This is a genomic window from Tsukamurella sputi, from assembly GCF_007858445.1.
Lineage (GTDB): Bacteria > Actinomycetota > Actinomycetes > Mycobacteriales > Mycobacteriaceae > Tsukamurella > Tsukamurella sputi.
Map to the genome: position 1 here is coordinate 413008 of NZ_VIGV01000001.1, position 20915 is coordinate 433922.

Sequence of the window (20915 nt, forward strand, 5' to 3'; positions counted from 1 at the left end):
CCGTATGACCGAACCGCTGGTCCGGTACGAGAACAAGGGCGGCGCTGCGTATCTCACGATCGACAGCCCGCACAACCGGAACGCGATCTCGCAGCGGCTCCTCGCCGACCTGAGCGCCGGGCTGGAGCGGGCGGCCGCGGACGACGCCGCCCGGGCCGTGGTGCTCACGCACACCGGCACCACCTTCTGCGCGGGTGCGGACCTCAAGGAGGCGGCCGCCAACGGGGCCGGATCGGACCCGAAGTCGCGCACGCTCGCCATGATCGGCGCGATGCGCGGCATCATCGAGTGCCCGAAGCCGGTGATCGCCCAGGTCGACGGGCACGTGCGCGCCGGCGGATTCGGGCTGATCGGCTCGTGCGACTTCGTCTTCGCCGGTCCCGCCGCGTCCTTCGCCGTCACGGAGACGCGGATCGGCGTCGCACCGGCGATGGTCTCGCTGGTGCTGCTCCCCCACCTCCCCTCCCGGGTCGCGTCGACCCTGCTGCTCACGGGCCGCAAGTTCGACGGTGCCGAGGCCGCCGGCTACGGCCTGATCACCGCGGCGGTGGCGGACCCGGCGGCGGCTGTCGCCGAGCAGCTCGCCGAGCTGCAGCTGTGCAGCCCGCAGGGCCTGCGGGAGACGAAACAGATCCTGTGGCACGACGTCCTGCGTTCCTTCGACGAGCGGGCGGACGCACTCGGGGAGCAGTCGGCGCGGCTGTTCGGTTCCGCCGAGTCCGTCGAGGGGATCACCGCGTTCCTGCAGAAGCGCGCGCCGAGCTGGGCTGAACCGGTACCGGCGGAATAGGCTGCATCCGATGACTCCCCTCCGCCCGCCCATTCGCGCACCCCAGCAGTCCCGCAGCCGGGAGACCCGGCAGCGGTTGCTGGAGACCACCATCGCGTCGCTCGCTGCGCGCGGCTGGACCGCCACCACGGTGGGCAGTGTGGCGCGGCAGGCGGGGGTCTCGCGCGGCGCCGCGCAGCACCACTTCCCCACGCGGGAGGACCTGATCAGTGCCGCGCTGGAGTACATGGGCGAGCAGCGGCTCGCGCAGGTCGCGCAGGCGGGCGCAGCGGTCCCCGAGGGGCCTGACCGCCCGTACGCGGTGGCGCGGCTGATCGTCGAGTACTACACGGACGACCTGTTCAAGGCCGCGCTGCACGTCTGGACCGCGGCCGCGAGCGACGACGCGCTGCGGGAACGCATGCTGCCCTTCGAGAACAAGCACTCCCGCGAGGTCTTCGCCCTGGCCATGCGGCTGCTCGGCGTGGACCGGGACGACGACGAGGCCCGACGAGCCGTCCAGGCCACGCTGGATCTGGCGCGCGGGCTGGGCCTCGCCGACCTGCTGTCCGACGATGCGGCGCGCCGCGAGCAGGTCGTGGAGTTCTGGGGTCGGCAGCTGGCCGCCGTCGTCGCGCGCTGAGCCCGACTGCCCGCCGTCAGTCCTGCTCGGACCGCATCAATCGTTCGAGCCGATCGAGGTCCCGGCGCAGGTCGGAGATCGCACCGAGCGGACCGGGTTCCGCGGGCCGCGCGGCCCCTTCAGCACGAACGGCCTGCACCGCCATGTCCGCGAGCTGAGCGGCGGTGGCCGCCTCGTCGTTCCCGTCGCGGTACCACCAGGCGATCCAGTTGAGCATGCCGACGATGCCGAGCGCCGCCGTGCGGGCGTCGACGTCACGGAACTGCCCGCTGGCGATGCCCGCGTCGATCACCGCGGTGAGCTCGCGCAGGACGCGACGGCGGCTCGTGCGGTAACCGTCGGCGAGGCTCTCCGGCAGATCGGCCTCGGAGCGGATCAAGAGTCGGAACCGATCGGGCGAGGCCATCTGGTTGAGCGCCAGTGATTCCGCCATCCGGTAGAGCTTCGCCGCCGGGTCGAGCTCCACGATCGTGTTGATCTCGTGCAACAGTTGTGCCGGTCCCTCGGCGACCTCGCTCACCAGCTGGGCGAAGAGCTCGTCCTTGTTGGCGACGTAGTGGTAGACGGCCTGCCGCGTGAGCCCCGTGGCATCGGCGATGTCCTGCAGCGTGGTACCGGCGACGCCGCGCTCCGCGAACAGGCGGGCGGCGTTCTCCTTGATCTCCCGCTCGACCAGTTCGCGTCGTACGCTTGGCCGCCCGCGACGCTTCGCCGGCGCGGGCGCCGACGTCAGTTCAGGCGCGGGCTCCGCTGCCTTCTCCGTGGCCATGGGACCCAACCCTAGCCCTCAGTCCGCCATCGCGACGAGGTCGACACGCTCGCTGACGAGCGCCGCGGCGGCGAGGTCTCGCAGGTCCCCGGGCACGTCCGCGACGACGAGTGCGCCGGTCGCCCGGCGGATCCGTTCGCCCAGGTCGAGCCGGTCGAGGACCGCCTCACGGTCGTCAGCTCCGGACAGCCAGATCGTCCGATCCCCCGGCAGCCCGGCGAGCAGGCGGTCCGCCTCCTCGCTCCACGGCCGGATGTCGACGGTGACCGGAACGACCCCGTCTGCGGTTCGCTCCTCGGGACCCACCACCCGGCGGTCGAATCCGAGCTCGGGCAGCGGCCGACTGAACACCCAATCGGTCACCGCGGCCGGCTCGGGAACGTCCTCGACGGCCACACCGGCGTACGTCGCGAGGCCCGCCGGAACGACCTGCGGGGCGGATGCGGCGAAGCGCTCGAGGGAGACCTTGCCCGCGCGGGTCATGTAGGCGATGAGCAGCTGCGGCACCGGCATCGACGTCCGCTCGGGGAAGGCGTCCCACCACGCCATGGAACGCTCCGCGATCGTCTGCAGGTAGTGCACCGCCGGGCGGCGCTCCTTCTCGTAGGCGACCAGTGCCGATTCGAGGTCGTCGGCCGCGAGCAGCGCCCTGTCCAGGGCTATCGCGTCCTCCATCGCCAGCTTGGTCCCGGAGCCGATGGAGTAGTGCGCGGTATGCGCGGCGTCGCCGAGCAGCACGACGTTGCCGGTGTGCCACGAGGCGCACCGCACCGTACGGAACCGCGTCCACCTGGTGCGGTTGCCGATCAGACGATGCCCGTCGAGGCTGTCCCGGAACGCCTCCTCGAGGAATTTCAGCGAGACCTCGTCGTTCTCGGTGGTCGGCGTCTGCTCGGTGGTGACGTCGAATCCGGCCCGCTTCCACGTCTCCTCGTCCGTCTCGATGAGGAAGGTGCTGCGGTCCTCCGCGTACGGGTAGGCGTGCGCGACGAACGTCCCGTACTCGGTCTCCACCGGCGTGAAGACCGCCGCGGGGAGTCGGTAGTCGGTGCCGGCCCAGAGGTACAGACCGTCACCGAAGACGACCGACGGCCCGAACTTATCCTCATGTTCGGCGCGAGTGGCGCTGGAGATGCCGTCCGCTGCAACGATGAGGTCCGCCTCGAGGTCCGTGGCGGAGCGTCTCTCGCCGAATTTCAGGATCACGCCCGCGTCCTGGGCGAAGCGTTGCAGCACCGCCAGGAGCGTCGCCCGGCCGATGCCCAGCAGCTCGCCGTGCGCCAGGCGCACCGCATCGTCGCCCACTCGCATCGACATCTCGTGCGGATGCGCGGCGTCGACGATGGCGGTGAGCGACGCCTCGTCGGCCTCCCGGAGGTTGCGCTGGGTTCGCGACGCGAGCCCCACGCCGAAGCCGAAGGTCTTATCGGGCACGCCCTGCTCGTACACCGTGACCTCGGCGTCGGGGTGACTGAGCTTGAGCAGCCGCGCGGCGTAGAGACCGCCGGGGCCGCCGCCGAGAACGGCGATGGTGGAGAGATTCATTGCAGGGCTCCTTCTCGCGCCTCGGACGCCAGTAGCTGGACGATGTCCGCGCGCATGACCTTCTTGTTGACCTTGCCGACGTTGGTCTGCGGCAGCGCCGGCACCCAGACCAGCCGCTCGGGCCACTTGAACTTGGCGACTCCAAGGCCGTCCATATGGGCCTGTACCTCGGCCATCGTCAGTTCCTCGCCCGTCGCGGAGACGAGGAAGGCACAGGCCTTCTCCCCGAGTCGCTCGTCGGGCATGGCCACCACTGCGGCGGCGGCGATGCCCTCGTGGCGGAGCAGCAGCAGCTCCACCTCCTCGGCGTTGACCTTCTCGCCGCCGCGGTTGATGAGGTCCTTGATCCGGCCCTCGATCGCCACGTAGCGCCGGCCCTCGATCTCGCGGCGCGCCGCCAGATCGCCCGTCCGGTAGAAGCCGTCGGAGGTGAAGGCGGTCGCGTTGTGCTCGGGCGCTCCGAAGTAGCCGGGAATCGTGTACGGGCCACGGCAACACAGCTCGCCGACGGCGCCCGGCTCGACCTCGGTCTCGCCGTTCCGATCGAGGATCCGGATCTCGTCCTCGGGTGCGATGGGCAGGCCGACGGTGGCCGCCCGAGCCGCGGCCGGCGCGTCGAGCGGGGTGACGAGGAACATGCCCTCGGACATGCCGAACATCTGCCCGGCCCAGTGCCGATCGCCGTCGTCGAGCTTGGCGAACAGCTCGGGCGGGACCTTCGCCCCGGAGAGGACCGTGCGCCGCACGGTCTTCAGGACCGGGTCGAAGGCGGCCGAGCCTGCGGGCTGGTAGTGGCCGTGCCCGATCAGGACGTCGGTGACGCCGCTGCGCTCGAGCAGCGGGAACGACGCGACCGCATCGGGTGTGCCCAGGACCAACGTGGCGCCGACGGAGTGCGCGGCGTGGACCGCGCAGGAGATGCCGGCGTTGTGGATCACCGGGATCAGGTGCGCGATCCGGCTGTCCCGGGTCCACCCGAACACCCCGGCGTAGTACCGGCCGTTGTTCCAGTACTCGGCGTGGATCCGCGGGATCACCTTCGGCACACCGGTGGTGCCGCCGGAGAGCTGGAAGACCGCGACGTCCTCCGGATCGATCCCCGCCTCGATCGACTCGACCAGAGCGCGCGCCTCGGCGGGGCCGATCTCGGCACCGAGGTCCTCGATGCGCGTGGTCCCCGGCTCCGCCGCCGTCGCTCCAATGGTGAGGATGTGCCGCAGCGTGGGGTGACCGTCCGCGATCTCGCGGGCGAAGGCCACGAGGTCGAACGACAGCCCCGCCTCGACGAGGTGGGCAGCCGCGCCGACCTTCTCGCTGATGTGACCGATCTCGTGCCGGCGGTGCTGCGCGAGCGTCGCCACCGGGATCAGCCCCGCCTTCAGCACGCCGTACCAGGCGAGGACCGTCGCGTCCCGGTTGTTCACCTGGAAGATCACCGGATCTCCGGGTCGCAGCCCGAGGGCGGCGAGCCCGGCTGCGATGCGGTCGGTCCGCTCATCGAGCTCGCGGTAGGTGTACTCGGCGTCCGCGGTGATGAGCGCGATCCGGTCCGCGTGCGCCACTGCGGATTCGTGCAGCCGTGCTGTCGTCGGCTCCGCGCTCCACGCACCGCTGGCGCGGTACGCCGCGGCCCGCTCGGCGGGGTAGCGGACCAGCCGCCCGTCCCAGTCGTGCGGTGTCATCGTTGTCTCCTCGTCTCTCGATCGTCCGCTCAGCGGGTGGGTGCGGCCGGCAGCAGCGCCGTCAGTTCTCCGACATGGTCGGGGTGGTCCGCGGGGACGATGCCCGAGTACACGGCGGACCAGCAACCGGGGCAGCACTGTTGGCGGAAGACGACCTCACCGTCGACGTACTCCGACGGGTCCGAGGTGACCTGCGGCCCCGCCGCGCTCGACGGGCCCTCGTAGCGGGCCAGCGAGAGCTTGCCGGACTTGGTGTCGCCCAGCAGGCGGCCGCAGTGGGCGCAGGCGACGACGCGCGCCTCGCCGATGGTGACCTCGGCCAGGTTGTCGTCGATGCGCCGCGCGGCGCGCAGGTCGACGGTGGCGTCCTGCGACTCCGGCACCTCGGAGCGCTCGCGGCGCTCGGTCAACATCGCGGCCCGCAGTTCCGCAGTGGCGGCCTCGTCGACCTCGCCCGCGCTGACCACGACGCCGTAGTTGACCCGGGCACCGTCGTCGGTGACCTTGCCGTTCACCACGTCCCGCGCCACCGACGCGGGCTCGCGGCGCAGCGGATCACCGTAACCGCCGCCGCCCTGCCAGTGCATGTAGAGCACCTCGCCCGGCGCGAGGTAGCTCTCCGCGTAGCAGGCGCCGGTCTCCTGGGTACCGCCGAGATCCGCCAGCCCACCGGGCAGCTCGCCCGCCGCGAGCAGCTCCTGGATGCGCGAGTCGCGCGCCAGGATCTCAAGGCCGGTGTTGCCGGGAAGGCCCCCGGCGAGGCCACCGTTCTGCGCCACGGCCTTACCGGCGGAGGCGAAGACGAGTCCCATCGGGACGCTCGAGCCGTACGGGGTGACCGCGAGCGAGGCGCTCACGCCGCCGCGCATGCGCCCGGGACCGCCCGAATCCGGCTCCTCGCGGCGCCACAGGGTCAGCAGCGGGTAGAGGAACTCGGTCATCTCCGTATCGGGGATGCGGCCCATCGGGATGCAGAACAGGCCGCCGGTGTCCATGCCGTCGGCCACCGGACGGGCGCCGTAGCCGCCGGCCATCGGCTCCATCATGATGTTGAGGAAGGGCACCGGCTGCTCGCCGCGCTCGTCGAGGCCCGCGACGACGGCGGTGTCCCAGGTGCCGCAGCACGAGGCCTGCACGTTCTTGCCCAGTTCGATGTTCTGATCCAGCATCTGGGCCAGGCACTCCGCGATGAGGTTGCCGGTGAGCCACGCGGGGCCGATCGGCCCACGGCTCACGGCCGCGGGGAAGGTCGCGTTGTTGATCGTGCCCTCCTCCGAGACCAGATCGAAGCAGCGCATCAGACCGCCCGCGGACCACGGGATGTCGCCCGCGAGGATCGGCAGCAGCGCCAGCATGACGCCACCGCGCATGCCCGCGTAGGTGCAGTTGATGACGCCGGTCTGCTTGTCCGTGCCGGTGAAGTCGAAGACCAGCTTGTCGTCGGCCTTGGTCATCGCCACCGTGATCTTGTGCAGGCCACGGTCGCCCGCGGACGCCTGGTCCTGGTAGCCGGTGGCCTTCCAGGTCCCGTCCGGTAGGCCCTGCAGCTTGGTGCGCAGACGTGCCTCGGCGTCGTTCATCATGCGCTTCATGACGGCCTTGACCGTATCGGCGCCGTACTGCTCGATCACGGCCAGCAGTCGGTTGCGGCCGACGGTGTTGGCGCCGATCTTGGCGCGCAGGTCGAGCCCGACGAGCATCGGGACGCGCGAGCGGCGGGTCCAGGCGTCGGCCACGTCGCGCTGCAGCACGTGATCGCGGACCACCTTGATGGGCGGGGTCGGCAGTGACTCGGAGAAGACGTCCTTGGCCGACGGGTCGAAGGAGCCGAGGCCGGAGCCACCCAGGTCGGGCTCGTGACAGATGGCGCTCGTCCACGCGAAGAGCTTGCCCTCGTGGAAGACCGGCTGGTAGACGATCACGTCGCTCTGGTGCAGGCCGCCGCCGACCCACGGGTCGTTGCAGAGGAACATGTCGCCATCGGCGATGCCGGGGTTGTCGGCGCGGTTCTGCAGGGTCCAGTAGATCGCCAGGTCGACGGCGCCCACGAGCATCGTGTTGTAGAGGCCCACCTGGACCTCCTGGCCGACCTCGTCGCTCACGGCGAAGTCGAAGTCGTTGGCGTCGGTGACGATCGGCGAACCGGACATGCGCTTGAGCGCCTCCCCCATCTCGTCCGTGACGGACCAGAGACGGTGCCGGATGACCTCGTAGGTGAGCGGGTCGACGGCGTCGATCTGCTCCTGAGTGACGGTGTGCAACTCGACGTGGGCGCCGACGGCGCGGCCGAGGGCCTCGGGGTCGAGGGGCGGCTGGAGAAGATCTCCGAGCCGGGGATCGGTGCGGTCATGTTCTCTCTCCTGGAGTTCAGGCGCCCACGAGGGCAGCGTCGATGGAGCCGGCGGGCGCGACCGTGGTCTCGGGCCGGTCGACGGCGATGTGCAGGTTGCCGAGCTTGTCGATGGTCCCGGTGGTGTCGTGCGGCACGACCACTGTGGTGGTCGGGACCTCGATCACCGCGGGACCGCGCAGCACGTGCCCGGCGCGGAGCCTGGTGTAGTCGTAGATGTCGGTGTCGACGTAGCCGCGGCTGGCGCCGAGGCACACCTTCCGCGTGCCGGTGAGCGCCTCCGAGGCGTCGGCCGAGGCGGCCTCCTCCATGGGCGGCAGGGTCGGTGAGAAGGGCAGTACACCGGTGCCACGGACGCGGTAGGTGATGGCCTGGATCCCCGCCTCGCGGAAGCCCGAACCCGCCCCGTAGAGATCGGCGTACTTGGCCTCGAACTTGTCCGACGCCTCGGCGAGGTCCTGCGCGGTGAGGTCGCCGCTCGGGATCGGGGTCGCGACCTCGGCCAGCTGCATCGAGTAGCGCATGTCGATCTCGCGCTCGATCTCGACCGACGAGAAGTGCAGCCCCTGGCGGTCGAGCATCGTCCGGACCTGCTCCTCGAGCTGCTCGAAGTTGCGCTGCACGCGCTGCGGATCCAGCGGCAGCGCCGCGGGGTCAGACATCTCCTTGGCCAGGACGATGTCCGAGGACGCCAGGCCGTAGGCCGAGAAGGCGGACGCGACCTGGCCGAGCGGGACCACCACGTCGGTGGCGCCGATCTCCTGCGCGTAGAGGCCGCAGTGCGCGGGGCCGGAACCGCCGAAGGCGTAGACGATGAAGTCGCGGGGGTCGTGGCCCGCCTCGACGACGGTCTTGCGCAACAGGTCCCCAGTCTGGGCGTTCTGCACCTCGTAGATGGCAGCGGCCGCTTCCTCGACCGTCAGGCCCAGAGGCTCGGCGATCCGGGTGCGGATCGCCTCGCGGGCGAGGCTCACGTCCAGCGCGCGCCGCCCGCCGAGAAGGCCGCGCTCCGGGATGATCCCGAGCACCAGGTTGGCATCGGTGTTGGTGGGTTCGGTGCCGCCGGCGCCGTAGCAGGCGGGTCCGGGGACGGCCTGGGCGCTGTGCGGGCCGATCTGGAGGTTGCCCCCCGCGTCGAGCCAGGCGATCGCGCCGCCACCCGAGCCGATCGCATGCACCTCGAGGGTGGGCACGTTGATCGGGTGGTGGTTGATGATGGTGGTCGACGACCGGACGGGCTCACCGTCGACGACGAGGCCGGCCAGGAAGGTGGTGCCCCCGGCGTCGGTGGCGATGATGTTGCGGTGGCCGAGCTGCTCGCCGAGCGAGACCGCGCCGACGACGCCGCCGGTGAGGACCGAGCCGACGGTCGAGATGGCATTGCCCGGCGCCTCGGCCGCAGCGACGGCGCCACCGTTGCTCTGCATCACGAGCAGCGGGCCGGCGAGCTTCTTCTCGCGCAGCCTGCCCTCGAGCTCACCGAGGTAGTCACGCAGGCCCGGGCCGATCTGGGTGCTCATGATGGTCGTGGCGTTACGGGCGAACTCGCGGATGCGGGGCGAGACCTCGCTAGAGATCGCCACGAACAGCGTCGGGTCGATCTCGTGCGCGATCTCGCGGATGCGCTGCTCGTGCGCGGGATTGCGGAAGGACCACAGCAGCGAGACCGCGATGGCCGTGATGCCGTCGTCGATCAGGGTGCGCACCGCCGCGCGCACCTCATCCTCGTTCAGCGGCACCACGACGCGACCGTCGCGGTCGACGCGCTCGGTCACTTCGAGCGCGTGGCGCTTGCGGACGAGGCCGTGGGACTTGCTCTGACCGATGGGATCCTGCAGCTCCTCCGGAGCACGGCCGAGGTACCGGCCCTCCACGTTCATGATGTAGATCGAGTCGCGGTGGCCCTTGGTGGTGAGGAAGCCGATGTCCGGCACCTTGTTCATCACGAGTGCGTTCAGCGACGACGTCGTGCCGTGCGCGATGTGGTGAGTGTTCGCCAGCATGTCCTCGACCGACTGCCCCAGCTGCTCCGCGAGCACCTCGAGCACGTCCATCACGCCACCCGAGTAGTCGGGCGGGGTCGACGGTGCCTTACCCGCGACGACCATGCCGTTGCCGTCGTCCAGGACGGCGTCAGTGAACGTTCCGCCGACGTCCACTCCGATTACGTATCCCATGGGTTCCTACTCTCCTTCGGACTGACTCTCTGCGTGACCGGGATCACTCGCCTGACTGTCGTGACGATTATTCGACGCTGACGCAGAGAAAGTCAAGAGGGTGTCGCCGACCACTCGAAATCCCCACATGCGCTTGACGCGTCGACACTCAAGTCGAATACTCGTCATAGGCGCAAGATAATCCAGGCCTCTGAAAGGACCCCCATGACCACTCACCGGATCGGGCTCGTCGTACCGAGCAGCAACGTCACCGTCGAGACCGAGATGCCGGCCATCCTGCGGCGACATCCGGAGGCGGATTTCTCGTTCCACTCCACCCGGATGCGGATGCACACCGTCTCGCCGGAAGGTCTGGCGGCGATGAACGCGCAGCGTGAACGCTGCGTCCTGGAGATCGGCGATGCCTCGCCCGAGGTGATCCTCTACGCCTGCCTCGTCGCGATCATGGCCGGCGGACCGGGCGAGCATCAGCGCGTCGAGGCCGCCGTCGCCGAGCAGCTCGCCACCGGCGGCTCGGAGGCACGCGTCCGCTCCAGTGCCGGTGCCCTCATCGAAGGCCTTCGTGCGCTGGACGCCACCCGGGTCGCGCTCGTGATGCCCTACATGAATCCGCTCGCACAGCAGGTCGTGGAGTACATCGAAGCCGAAGGCATCGCGGTCACCGACTGGCGCGCGCTCGAAGTGGCCGACAACAACGAGGTCGGCTGCATCCCCGGCGACCGGGTGATGGAGGCCGCCCGCTCGCTCGACCTCACCGGCGTCGACGCCCTCGTCGTCAGCTGCTGTGTGCAGATGCCGTCGCTGAGCCTGGTGCAGGCCGCCGAGGACGAGTTCGGCCTGCCTGCACTCTCCGCAGCCACCGCCGGTGCGTACAGCATCCTGCGCGGCCTGGGCCTCCCTGTCGCGATCGACGGCGCCGGCAGCCTGCTGCGCGCCGACCTCCCCGTCACCGTCTGACCCGTACCGAGAGGAGACCACCATGTCCGAGGATCAGCACCTGGTTCAGGGCGTCGACCACGTCGCCTACCCGACCTTCGATCCGGCCGGGACCGTGCGGTTCTACCGTGACACCCTTGGCTTCCCCGTGGTGCATTCGATCTGCGCCGCGGGCTGGGGTCCGGACCAGCACCCCGACTTCATCCACTTCTTCTTCGACATCGGCAACGAGGACCGGCTCGCCTTCTTCTACTACTTCGGCCTGGAGGAGTTCGACGGTGGGCCGCAGGGCGATTCCTACTCGAAGTTCGCCGCGGACGTGCCGATCTGGTTCATCCGCAGCCGTCACCTCGCGATCCATGTCGAGAGCGAGGAGCACCTCATGGAGTACCGGCGCCGCCTCGACGCGAGCGAATGGCCCGTCGAGATGCAGATCCAGCACGAGACCATCGAGTCGATCTACACGCACGACCCCAACGGCTACATGATCGAGATCACCCGCGCGATGCGACCGGTGACGCCGCAGGAGGACCTGGACGCGAACATCACCATCGACGCCCTCGTCGACGTGGTGTCCGGTCCGCATCCGTCGATGGACGCCCTGCTCGTCCGCAAGGCGGAACTCATCGTCGAACGGGCACAGTCCTGGCAGGACGCACAGCCCGCCGGCGCGGTCGAGGCCGAGCGTGCCGAGGAGGTGGCGCGATGACCTCCGTCCTCGTCCTCGACGTCCCCGAGAACCGACCCGTCGTGGAGGTCGCGGCCACCGCCGAGACCGTCTCCGTCGAGAAGATCGGTCCGTACTTCAAGGTCAGTGCGCCCGGCGCGATCGTCATCGACCGACGGGCCACCGGCTGCCGCCACGCCGTCTGGTACAGCACTGTCGCCGACCTTCTCGATGCGCGGATCACGCAGTGGGACAAGGACGCCATGCGTCTGGAGCAGCGATGAGCACGCCGGCTGCGGAGGCCCGCCTCGGTGCGGGAAGGTACATCGAATCGGCGGAGATCCCCACGGGCACGATCACCTCGGCACACGAACTCGCCACGGCCGACGGCGCGAAGGTGTACGGCATCCTCCGCAGGCTCCCCGGAGCTCGGACCGTCGTCTCGCTGATGCATCCCCGGCAGGACCTGAGCCACCACGTGCTCGTGCCGGAGCTTTTGGCCCGTGGGTTCGCGGTGTGGACGCAGGGCACACGGTCCACGAACAACGACCTGAACCTGATCCATGAGCAGGCCCTGCTGGACGCCGCGGCGGGCCAGGTCTTCCTGCGGGATCAGGGATTCGAGAACCGGGTCACCCTGGGGCATTCCGGTGGCGGCACATTGTTCGCGTTCTATCACGAGCAGGCCGGCCTCGCCCCCGAGGACAGGCTGCGCACGACCCCGTCCGGCCGCCCCGTGGACCTGGCCGCGGCGGACATGCCGGTGCCGGACGCTGCGGTCTTCATGGCGCCGCACCCGGGGCAGGGAGCGCTGCTGCAGCGCCTCATCGATCCGTCCGTGTCGGACGAGTCGGACCCGCTGTCGGTGGACCCGGAGCTCGATCCGTTCTCCCCCGCCAACGGTTTCGCGGCGCCGGGAACCTCGTCGAGCTACTCCCCCGAGTTCGTCCGGCGTTACCGCGCGGCCCAGGCCGCCCGCATAGCGAGGATCGACGACGAGGCCCGCGCCCGGGTCGCGCTGGCCGACGGGGCGCGGGCGCGGTTCACGGCCACACAGGATCCGGCGGACCGTCGGGCGTCGGTGGCCCCGCGCGTCCTGACCGTCTACCGCACGGATGCCGACCTGCGGTTCATGGATCTCTCGCTCGACCCCAACGAGCGTCCGTACGGCTCCCTCTTCGGCCGGCGCCCCGACCTCACCGACTACGGCCTCGTCGGATTCTGTCGCCTCGTGACCCCCGAGGCGTGGTTGTCCACGTGGTCGGCGAACACCACGAAGGCCGATTTCCTGCGCTGCGCCCCGGGTGTGCACGCGCCCACCCTCTTCGTCGAACTCACCGGGGACGCCGCGTGCTTCCCCGACGACGCGACGGCGATGGTCGCTGCCTTCGGTACCTCCGACGTGGGCCACCGGCGCGTGGCCGGAACGCATTTCGGCGGACCGATCCGAGAGGGCGCGCCCACCGGCGCGAGCCTGGCGGCGGCGGAGATCGGCGGCTGGCTCGCGGAACGGTTCGGCGCGTGAGGACGCGGGTCGTCACGGGCCTGTGCCTGTTCGCGTTGATTCTCGAGGGCTACGACATCCTGATGTACGGGCTCGTCGTCCCGTCCTTGCTGAAGTACGCGCCGTGGGGGCTCGACACGGCCCAGGTCGGTTGGTTGGGGTCGATCGCGCCGCTGGGCATGCTCATCGGCGCGCTCGCGGCGGCGGCATTCGGAGACCGGCTCGGCCGGCGCACCACGCTGCTCGGCGCGGTCGCGGTGTTCTCCGCCGCCATGCTGGCCTGCGCCCTCACCCCCGGCTACGAGTTCTTCGCGGCGGGCAGGTTCGGGATCGGCCTCGGCGCCGGGATGCTCATGCCCACGGCGGCCGCGGCGATCGTCGAGGCGACGCCCGCGGCGCTCCGCAACCGGATGGTCACCATCGGCTTCGCCGGAACATGCGTGGGCGGGATCCTCGCCGGGGTGCTGTCGCTGTGGTTGGTGCCCGCGTTCGGCTTCCGGGCGATGTTCTGGGCCGGGGCGATCCCCGCCGTCGCCCTGCTGCCACTGCTGTGGCGGTACTTCCCGACGGACACACGCGCGGCCGGGTCCGACGACACCGCGCCCGCGGGGCCTGTCGCACGCACGGCACAGGTCTTCCGCGCGGGCGGTGTGCGGATCACCGTCGGTTTCTGGATCGCGATGGCACTGTGCCTGCTCCTGGTCTTCGGTGTCGCGGCCTGGCTGCCCAAGTTGATGCAGAACGCGGGCTACGGGCTCGCCGCAGCGCTCTCGTTCCTACTCATCCTCAACATCGGGGCACTGGCGGGCACACTCGCCGGTGGCGCCCTCGCGGACCGGTTCGGCATCCGGGGTGTGACCGCGGCGTTCTTCCTCGGCGCGGGGGCCGCGCTGCTCGCGCTGGCGGCGCAGCCGTCCACAGCCATCGCCTACGCGCTGGTCCTCGTCGCCGGGGCGGGCACCACCGGCACGCAGATCCTGTTGAACGCCTACGTAGCCGCCCACTACCCGGCGTCGTGCCGTTCGGCGGGCGTCGGGCTCGCACTCGGGGTGGGCAGGCTCGGTGCCATCGCCGGACCGACGTACGGTGCGTGGATCATCGGTGCGGGCGCCGGATACGGCTGGCAGATCACCGCGTTCGCGGTACCCGCCCTCCTCGGCGCGGTAGTGGTGGCCTCGCTCGGCACCAGCCGGGCGGCGCGGTCGACGGTGCCGGCGGCCGCGTGAGCTCCCCGCACCACCACACCGAACGGGTTCGCGTGGAGTACGCCGACACCGACATGGGCGGTGCCGCACACGCCGCGACGATCCAGCTCTGGGCGGAGCGAGCCGAGCACGGACTGCTCCGCGCCCTCGGTCTGCGGCCGGAGTTCCCCCGCCGGCGCGTCGAGATCGACTACCTCGCGCCGGCCTTCTACGGCGACGAGATCGACGTCCGCATCGAGGTGGCCGCCACCGGAACGACGTCCGTGACCTTCGACTGGTGCGGCGTGCGCGACGGGACCACGTGCTTCACCGGGCGCACCGTCGCCGTCGCCGTGACCGACGGTGCACCCGCCTCCGTCCCCCGGGTTCTGTCGGACTACTCCGGCGGGAGGCAGGACCGATCGTGATCGGATGCTGCGCACAGGTGGCGATCATCGCAGGCCGGGCTCGGGCAGGACTTACGCCTTGTCGAGGTAGTCCCCGCGATCGCCGCCCAGGACGACCTCGTTCATCGCCCGCAGCGCCGGGTGCCGCTCCAGTTCCGGGTCCTCGCCGACGATCTCGTAGGCGAGGTCACGGGCTGCGTGCAGCACGTCGCCGTCGTGCGCGAGATCCAGGAAGCTCAGGCGCCGGGCGAGACCGGACTGGTCGACGCCGAGGATGTCGCCGAATCCGCGGTACTCGAGATCGAGCTGGGCGAGCGCGAAGCCGTCCACCGTCTCGGCGACCTTGTGCAATCGCTCCAGCGTGCGTTCCGAGCCGGTCGCGGTGATCAGCAGGCACAGGCCGGGCAACCCGCCGCGGCCGACGCGGCCGCGCAGTTGGTGCAGCTGGCTGATGCCGAAGCGGTCGGCGTCCCGGACCACCATGGTGGTGGCGTTCGCGACGTCCACGCCGACCTCGATCACGGTGGTGGCCACCAGTACGTCGATCTCGCCGGCGGCGAAGGCCGCCATGATCTCGGACTTCTCCTCGGCGGGCAGGCGGCCGTGCAGCAGGGCGATCCGGTGCTCGCCGAGCGGGCCCGCGGCGAGCTCGTCGTACATCTCGATCGCCGACACCGTCTTCCGCTTCGCGTCCTCCTCCTCGGCGGGCTCGGGGCGGGCCGCGCCCCGCCCCGCGGCCTTCGGCGCGGGTTCCGCGACGCGGTCGAAGTCGTAGTCCTCGTCGGTGAAACCGGCCTTGGCCTGCTCGCCGGTCGCGTCGTCCCCGATCCTCGGGCACACGACGTACACCTGCCGGCCCGAGCGGACCTCCTCGTCGACGCGCGCCCACGCCCGCGCGACCCAGGCCTCGCGGTCCTCGGGGACCACCGAGGTCTGGATCGGCTGCCGCCCACGCGGAAGCTCCCGCAGGACCGACGTGGTCATGTCGCCGAACTGCGCCAGCGCGACGGTGCGCGGGATGGGCGTCGCCGTCATCACCAGCAGGTGCGGCATGGATTCGTCGGGAGTGTCGTCGTCAGAGGTCCCGGTGCCCTTGCGCCGCAGGCGGTCGCGCTGCTCCACGCCGAAGCGGTGCTGCTCGTCGACCACGACCAGGCCGAGCCGGAAGAACTCGACGGTGTCCTCCAGGAGGGCGTGCGTTCCGATCACGATGCCGGCCTCGCCGGTGACGATGCGCAGCAGCGCCGCGCGCCGCTGCTTGACCGTCATCGAGCCGGTCAGGAGCGTCACCGTGGTGGCGGCGTCGGCGGCGCCGAGCTGCCCGGCTTCGGCGAGATCGCCGAGCATCTTCGTGATCGACAGCAGGTGCTGGGTCGCCAGCACCTCCGTCGGGGCCAGGAGAACCGCCTGGTGGCCCGCGTCCACCGCGGCGAGCATCGCCAGCAGCGCGACGAGGGTCTTGCCGGAGCCCACCTCGCCCTGCAGGAGCCGGGTCATCGGGTGGTCGCGGGCCATGTCGCCGAGGATCTCGGCGAGCACCTCCTCCTGGCCCGTGGTGAGCGAGAACGGGAGTCGATCCCGGAGTCCGGCCTGCAGCGCACCGTCGGGCGCGTGCAGGGGCGGGGCGCCCACGACGCCGACGTCGTGCGCCCGGCGGGCGAGCGCACTCTCGATGGCCACGGCCTCGTCGAAGGCGAGCCTGCGCCGTGCGCGGTCGGCCTGCGCCCGACCGTCGGGCTTGTGCGCGGCGCGCACCGCGTCGTCGAGGCCCATCAGGGCGTGCGTCGCGAGGAACCCTGCAGGGAGCGACTCCGGCACGGGCGCCAGTCGTTTGAGGACGCTGTCCACCAGCGAGAGGATCAGCCACGTCGGCATGTTCTTGGTGCCGTGATAGATCGGCACCGTCGGCTGCATCAGCAGGCTCAGGTCCGCGAATTTGAGGCGTTTCGACCCCGCCTTGGTCGATCCCGCCTCGTTGGCCGCGAGCGCCTCCGCCGAGGTGATGCTCGTATCGGGCAGGACCAGCCACTCGGGGTGGGTCAGCTGCAGCTTGCCGTTGAACTCGCCGAGCCGGCCGATCAGCAGCAGCTGCCTGTCGGGCTGGATCGGTTTGGGCAGGTAGTTGAAGAAGGTCACCTCGTAGGCGCGGACCTTGTTGACCACCTGAACCCGGAACATCTTCTTGCCGCGGTGATGCGGCTTCGGGGGCGTGATCGCCGTGACGGTCCCGATGACGACGATGTCGTCGCCGATGCGGGGCTCGGTCCGCCGGGTCCCGTCGTCCTCGACGGCGCCGCCCTCGTACCGGAACGGGAAGTGCCGCAGCAGGTCCCCGACGGTGACCAGCCCGAGCTCGGCGGTCGCCGCCTCGGCGATCTCGGGATCGACCGCCTCGACCAGTGGGGTCTGCAGCGTGAGCGTGCGCGCAGAGCTCATTCGACGCCGATCTCCATCACGCTGGCGGCCTGGCCGCCGATGTAGCCGACGACCTCGACCTCCGGTCGGTCCGGTCGCAGGGCGGCACTGACCCGGTCGGGGAAGTCGCTGTCGCCGGCCTCCCCCAGCAGCACCGTCACCATGTCGCCGCCCGTCGCGAGCAACAGCTCGGCCAGGGCCTCGCCCGCGGAGTACTGATCCTCCTCGAGGACCACGACCTCACCGCCGACCATGCCGAGGTAGTCCCCCGGACCGCACGGGCCGAGGATCGTGAGGGCGTCCTCGGTGACCGCGACGACGGAGCCGCACCGTGCCCCCGCGGCCGCCTCCGCCATCGAGTAGGTGTCGTCGGCCGCGTGCCCGTTCGGCTCGTGCACCGCGAGCGCCGCGATCGCCTGCACCATCGACGAGGTCGGTAGCAGCGTCACCAGCACGCCCGATTCGCGCGATCGTGCGGCCACCGCCAGCAGCTCCGGGGTGGGCAGCGCCCCGTTGGGCATGAGCAGCACCTCGCGCCCCTCGAACCGGTGCAGTGCCGCCAGCAGTTCGGCGTGGGTCATTCCGCGATCGCAGCGGATGACCTCCGCGCCCGCGCTCGCGAACAGCTCCGCGGCGCCGTCGCCGGAGACCAGCGCCACGATCGCCCGCGGCGCGTCCAGCAGCGCCTGCAGCGGCGTCTCGGTGTGCCCCGTCTCCTGCAGGACGTTCACCGCGATGCTCCGCAGCTTGCCGTGCGTGAGGCCGGCCTGGATGGCACGCCCCGGCTCGGTGGTGTGCGTGTGCACCGACCAGGTGGCGACGGGGTCCGGGTCCGCCGCGGCGACCACCACGACGGAGTCGCCGAAGGTCTGCAGCTCGCCGCGCAGCCGTGTCGCCGCCGCCTCGGTGGCGTCGGGAAGGAGGTACATGACCTCGTAGTCGGCGTGGGGTCCGCGGGGCGGATCGTCGTGGGCGTGATCGTGCGGGTGACCGTGCCCGGTGTCGACGTGGACCTGCACGTGCGGTGCGATCTGCCGCCCGAACCGGGGGCGTTCGGGCGCCCCGCCCGCGGTGACCTCGACGAGCGCGTCCAGGAGGACCAGCAGGCCGCGTCCACCGGCGTCGACGACCCCGGCCGCGGCGTTGTCCGCCAGCTGGTCCCGGGTGCGCAACAGGGCGTCGAACGCGGCGTCGGCGCAGGCCCGGGCACAGGCGGCCAGGTCGCCGCCGCCCGCGAGTGCGGCGCCGGCGCCATCGGCCGCGGCCCGTAACACGGACAGGATGGTGCCCTCGATGGGATCCGCGACGGCAGTGGTCACGAGGCCCGTGGCGTTCCGCAGACCCGTCGCGAGGCCCTCGGCGGAGAGATCGGCATCGGGACCGAGCTGCGCGGCGACGCCGCGCATGATCTGCGAGACGATGACACCCGAGTTGCCGCGCGCCCCGGCCACCGCACCCGCGACGGTCGCGCGGGCCACCGCGTGCGGTCCTTCGGTGCGGTCGGCCTCCTCGGCCGAACGCGCCGCCGCGCGGAGGGTGACCAGCATGTTCGTGCCGGTATCGGCGTCGGCCACCGGGAAGACGTTGAGGGTGTTGATCTCGTCGACGGCGCGCTCGAGTCCGAGTACCGCGCGCCGCAGCCAGGCCACCACCACGCGGCCGTCCTCCGCAATCGGTCCCGTCACGCCCGCCAGCCTAGTGGGAGCGCCCGCGCGGGAAGGGCGCCCGGAGCGGTTTGGCTCCGTCGGCGGCCTCCGCTATGCTTGCAGGGTTGCCTCGCGTCCGGGCGTGTCATGGACATGTCTCGACCGGCGAGGCGAAGCACAGATTTCAACGATACGAGGAGTACACGACTATGGCTGCCGTCTGCGACGTCTGCGACAAGGGCCCCGGCTTCGGTAAGTCGGTCTCGCACTCGCACCGGCGTACCAACCGCCGGTGGAACCCGAACATCCAGACCGTGCGTGCCCAGGTCGCGCCCGGTCAGACGCGTCGGCTGAACGCGTGCACCTCGTGCATCAAGGCCGGCAAGGTCGTTCGCGGCTAGTACGCGAGAAGCTTCACCGAAGGCCCGTGACCTCCCCGAGGTCGCGGGCCTTCGGCGTACCCGAGCCTCGCCCGCACCACCGCCGATGCCGACGACGCTCGAGGTCAGAGCGCCGCGGCCAGATGCGGAAGGCGCCAGTCCACCGGCTCCGCACCGAGCCCCACCAGCGCCTCGTTCGCACGGGAGAAGGGCCGCGAACCGAAGAATCCGCGCGAGGCGGACAGCGGCGAGGGATGCACCGACTCGATCCGCGGCGTATCGCCCAGGCGTGGACCGAGCGAGGCGGCGTCCCGGCCCCACAGGATCGCGACGAGCGGTGCGTCGCGCGCGACCAGCGCGTCGATCGCGCACTCGGTGACCTTCTCCCAGCCCTTCCCGCGGTGCGATGCGGTCGTGCCGGGGCGCACCGTCAGCACCCGGTTCAGCAGCAGGACACCCTGATCGGTCCACGGCGACAGATCGCCGTTCGCCGGCATGGGCAGGCCCAGGTCCTCGCAGTACTCCTTGTAGATGTTCTGCAGACTCCGCGGGATGGGCCGCACCGACGGATCGACGGAGAAGGACAGTCCCACGGCGTGGCCCGGCGTGGGGTACGGATCCTGGCCGACGATCAACACCCGCACGTCGGCGAACGGCTGCCGGAAGGCGCGCAGCACGTTCGCTCCGGCGGGCAGGTAGCCCGCGCCTGAGGCGTTCTCGGCGCGGAGGAAGTCGCCCAGCGCCGCGATCTCGTCGGCGACCGGGGCCAGGGCCTGCGCCCACCCCGCCTCGACGCTGTCCGTCAGTGGTCTCGCCGTCATCGCCCGGTCTCCTCGGTGTCCTGGGTGAAGGTGTTCCAGCCGCCCGCGGCGGGTCCCGCCTCACCGTCGACGGTGACGGCGCCCGCGGGCAGGGGGCCCGGAGCGACGACGGCGCCGATCGCCCGCCAGCCGGCCGGAGGACCGGCGTCGGCGGGAAAGGTCGCGAGGAGGGCGTGGTCCTCACCGCCCGTGCGCACCCACCGCTCGGCGTCGGTGCCGAGCGCGGCTGCGCACGCGAGCAGGTCGGCATCGGGGGCGAGGAGCGCACCGTCGAGCTCGATGCGGACGCCGGAGGCCTTCGCGAGCGCACGGGCGTCCCGGAGCAGCCCGTCGGAGACGTCGGTCAGCGCGGTGGCACCCGCCTCGGCGGCCTGCGGCCCGGCCGCGAGCGGCGGGACGGGACACCGGTAGATCTCGACCAGCGGTTCGAAGCCGTCGAGACCCGCGAGCAGCACGTCGAGGCCCGCCGCGGAGTGCCCGAGCGTGCCGCAGACGGCGACCACGTCGCCGGGCCGCGCCCCGGACAGCAGCACGGGTTCCCGGCCCTGCAGGTCGCCGAGCACGGTGACCGCGAGCAGCACCTGCTCGGTGCGCACCACGTCGCCGCCCGCCACGGCGCCGCCCGCCTCCGCGGCACCGCGGGTGGTGCCGCGCGCGATCGCCGCGACCACGTCCTCCCCCGTCGCCGGCGGGCAGCCGAGAGTCACGGTGAAGGCCGTGCACACGGCGCCCATCGCGGCGATGTCCGCGGCGTTCTGGGCGATCGCGCGCCGGCCGACGTGCTCGGGCGTCGTCAGATCGAACCGGAAGTGCCGCCCCTCGACGATCGCGTCGGAGGAGATCACCATCCGACCGTCGGGCGCCGCGACCACGGCCGCGTCGTCACCCGGGCCCACCGGGACCCGCGGGTCCGGCCCCACGCCCGAGGTGGCCAGCGCGATCACGCCGTCCTCCCCCAGCTCCGCCACGGTACGCACACGGGGCCGCGCAGGGCTCTCCGGATCTGACGATGTCATCGCG

The 20915-nt window shown here is 71.3% G+C and carries 17 protein-coding genes and 1 pseudogene; 9 read left to right on the forward strand and 9 right to left on the reverse strand.

The genetic code is table 11. The features are described 5' to 3' along the window. Positions 1–4 precede the first annotated feature (4 nt). The gene (locus FK268_RS02010) at positions 5–790 is read left to right on the forward strand and encodes an enoyl-CoA hydratase family protein (protein ID WP_146430606.1); all 786 of its coding nucleotides are present in this window, start codon (positions 5–7) and stop codon (positions 788–790) included. A 10-nt stretch (positions 791–800) separates the two neighbouring features. Next, positions 801–1412, forward strand: coding sequence for a TetR/AcrR family transcriptional regulator (locus tag FK268_RS02015; protein WP_193560229.1), 612 nt, complete (start codon positions 801–803; stop codon positions 1410–1412). A 16-nt stretch (positions 1413–1428) separates the two neighbouring features. Here FK268_RS02015 and FK268_RS02020 read toward each other — a convergent pair whose 3' ends face one another. The 5 genes and pseudogenes from FK268_RS02020 to FK268_RS02040 all read right to left on the reverse strand — a co-directional run bounded on the left by FK268_RS02020 (position 1429) and on the right by FK268_RS02040 (position 9935). Further along, positions 1429–2181 carry a TetR-type transcription factor C-terminal domain-containing protein gene (locus FK268_RS02020; RefSeq protein WP_146430608.1) on the reverse strand — a complete coding sequence of 251 codons (753 nt, stop codon included), beginning with the start codon at positions 2179–2181 and terminating at the stop codon, positions 1429–1431. An 18-nt stretch (positions 2182–2199) separates the two neighbouring features. After that, positions 2200–3726, reverse strand: coding sequence for an FAD-dependent monooxygenase (locus FK268_RS02025; RefSeq protein ID WP_146430610.1), 1527 nt, complete (start codon positions 3724–3726; stop codon positions 2200–2202). Next, a complete protein-coding gene (locus tag FK268_RS02030; RefSeq protein WP_146430612.1) occupies positions 3723–5408 on the reverse strand; it encodes a (2,3-dihydroxybenzoyl)adenylate synthase in 1686 nt (561 codons plus the stop codon). The genes FK268_RS02025 and FK268_RS02030 overlap by 4 nt, the downstream gene beginning before the upstream one ends. A gap of 29 nt (positions 5409–5437) precedes the next feature. Then, positions 5438–7758, reverse strand: a pseudogene (locus tag FK268_RS02035) (hydantoinase B/oxoprolinase family protein). A gap of 17 nt (positions 7759–7775) precedes the next feature. Next, complete coding sequence (locus FK268_RS02040) at positions 7776–9935, reverse strand: hydantoinase/oxoprolinase family protein (RefSeq protein ID WP_146430614.1); 2160 nt, start codon at positions 9933–9935, stop codon at positions 7776–7778. Between the two features lie 204 nt (positions 9936–10139). On the opposite strand from FK268_RS02040, the gene FK268_RS02045 reads away from it, so the two are divergent. From FK268_RS02045 to FK268_RS02070, 6 genes are read left to right on the forward strand one after another with little or no spacing between them, the layout of a single operon-like run. After that, entirely contained in the window at positions 10140–10892 is a 753-nt protein-coding gene (locus tag FK268_RS02045) for a maleate cis-trans isomerase family protein (protein ID WP_146430616.1), read from the forward strand. A gap of 22 nt (positions 10893–10914) precedes the next feature. Further along, complete coding sequence (locus FK268_RS02050) at positions 10915–11580, forward strand: VOC family protein (protein ID WP_146430618.1); 666 nt, start codon at positions 10915–10917, stop codon at positions 11578–11580. Beyond that, positions 11577–11822, forward strand: coding sequence for a hypothetical protein (locus tag FK268_RS02055; protein ID WP_146430620.1), 246 nt, complete (start codon positions 11577–11579; stop codon positions 11820–11822). Before FK268_RS02050 ends, FK268_RS02055 begins: the two co-directional genes overlap by 4 nt. Continuing rightward, the gene (locus FK268_RS02060) at positions 11819–13063 is read left to right on the forward strand and encodes an alpha/beta hydrolase (protein WP_146430622.1); all 1245 of its coding nucleotides are present in this window, start codon (positions 11819–11821) and stop codon (positions 13061–13063) included. The genes FK268_RS02055 and FK268_RS02060 overlap by 4 nt, the downstream gene beginning before the upstream one ends. After that, positions 13060–14268, forward strand: a complete 1209-nt coding sequence (locus FK268_RS02065; protein ID WP_231706880.1) for an MFS transporter — start codon at positions 13060–13062, stop codon at positions 14266–14268. Before FK268_RS02060 ends, FK268_RS02065 begins: the two co-directional genes overlap by 4 nt. Beyond that, entirely contained in the window at positions 14265–14654 is a 390-nt protein-coding gene (locus tag FK268_RS02070) for an acyl-CoA thioesterase (protein WP_146430624.1), read from the forward strand. Before FK268_RS02065 ends, FK268_RS02070 begins: the two co-directional genes overlap by 4 nt. 51 nt (positions 14655–14705) lie before the next feature. Here FK268_RS02070 and FK268_RS02075 read toward each other — a convergent pair whose 3' ends face one another. Both FK268_RS02075 and FK268_RS02080 read right to left on the reverse strand, forming a co-directional pair. Next, positions 14706–17069 (reverse strand): ATP-dependent DNA helicase RecG, encoded by a 2364-nt coding sequence (locus tag FK268_RS02075; protein ID WP_146430625.1) that lies wholly within the window; start codon positions 17067–17069, stop codon positions 14706–14708. Further along, positions 17066–18733 carry a DAK2 domain-containing protein gene (locus FK268_RS02080; protein WP_158636014.1) on the reverse strand — a complete coding sequence of 556 codons (1668 nt, stop codon included), beginning with the start codon at positions 18731–18733 and terminating at the stop codon, positions 17066–17068. Before FK268_RS02080 ends, FK268_RS02075 begins: the two co-directional genes overlap by 4 nt. A gap of 170 nt (positions 18734–18903) precedes the next feature. Between FK268_RS02080 and rpmB the strand changes: the two genes are divergently transcribed. After that, positions 18904–19095 carry a 50S ribosomal protein L28 gene (gene rpmB, locus FK268_RS02085; protein ID WP_146430629.1) on the forward strand — a complete coding sequence of 64 codons (192 nt, stop codon included), beginning with the start codon at positions 18904–18906 and terminating at the stop codon, positions 19093–19095. Between the two features lie 104 nt (positions 19096–19199). Here rpmB and FK268_RS02090 read toward each other — a convergent pair whose 3' ends face one another. Together FK268_RS02090 and FK268_RS02095 are read right to left on the reverse strand one after the other, a co-directional pair. Continuing rightward, positions 19200–19895, reverse strand: a complete 696-nt coding sequence (locus FK268_RS02090; RefSeq protein WP_146430631.1) for a uracil-DNA glycosylase — start codon at positions 19893–19895, stop codon at positions 19200–19202. Beyond that, the gene (locus FK268_RS02095; RefSeq protein WP_146430632.1) at positions 19892–20911 is read right to left on the reverse strand and encodes a thiamine-phosphate kinase; all 1020 of its coding nucleotides are present in this window, start codon (positions 20909–20911) and stop codon (positions 19892–19894) included. The genes FK268_RS02090 and FK268_RS02095 overlap by 4 nt, the downstream gene beginning before the upstream one ends. Positions 20912–20915 lie beyond the last annotated feature (4 nt).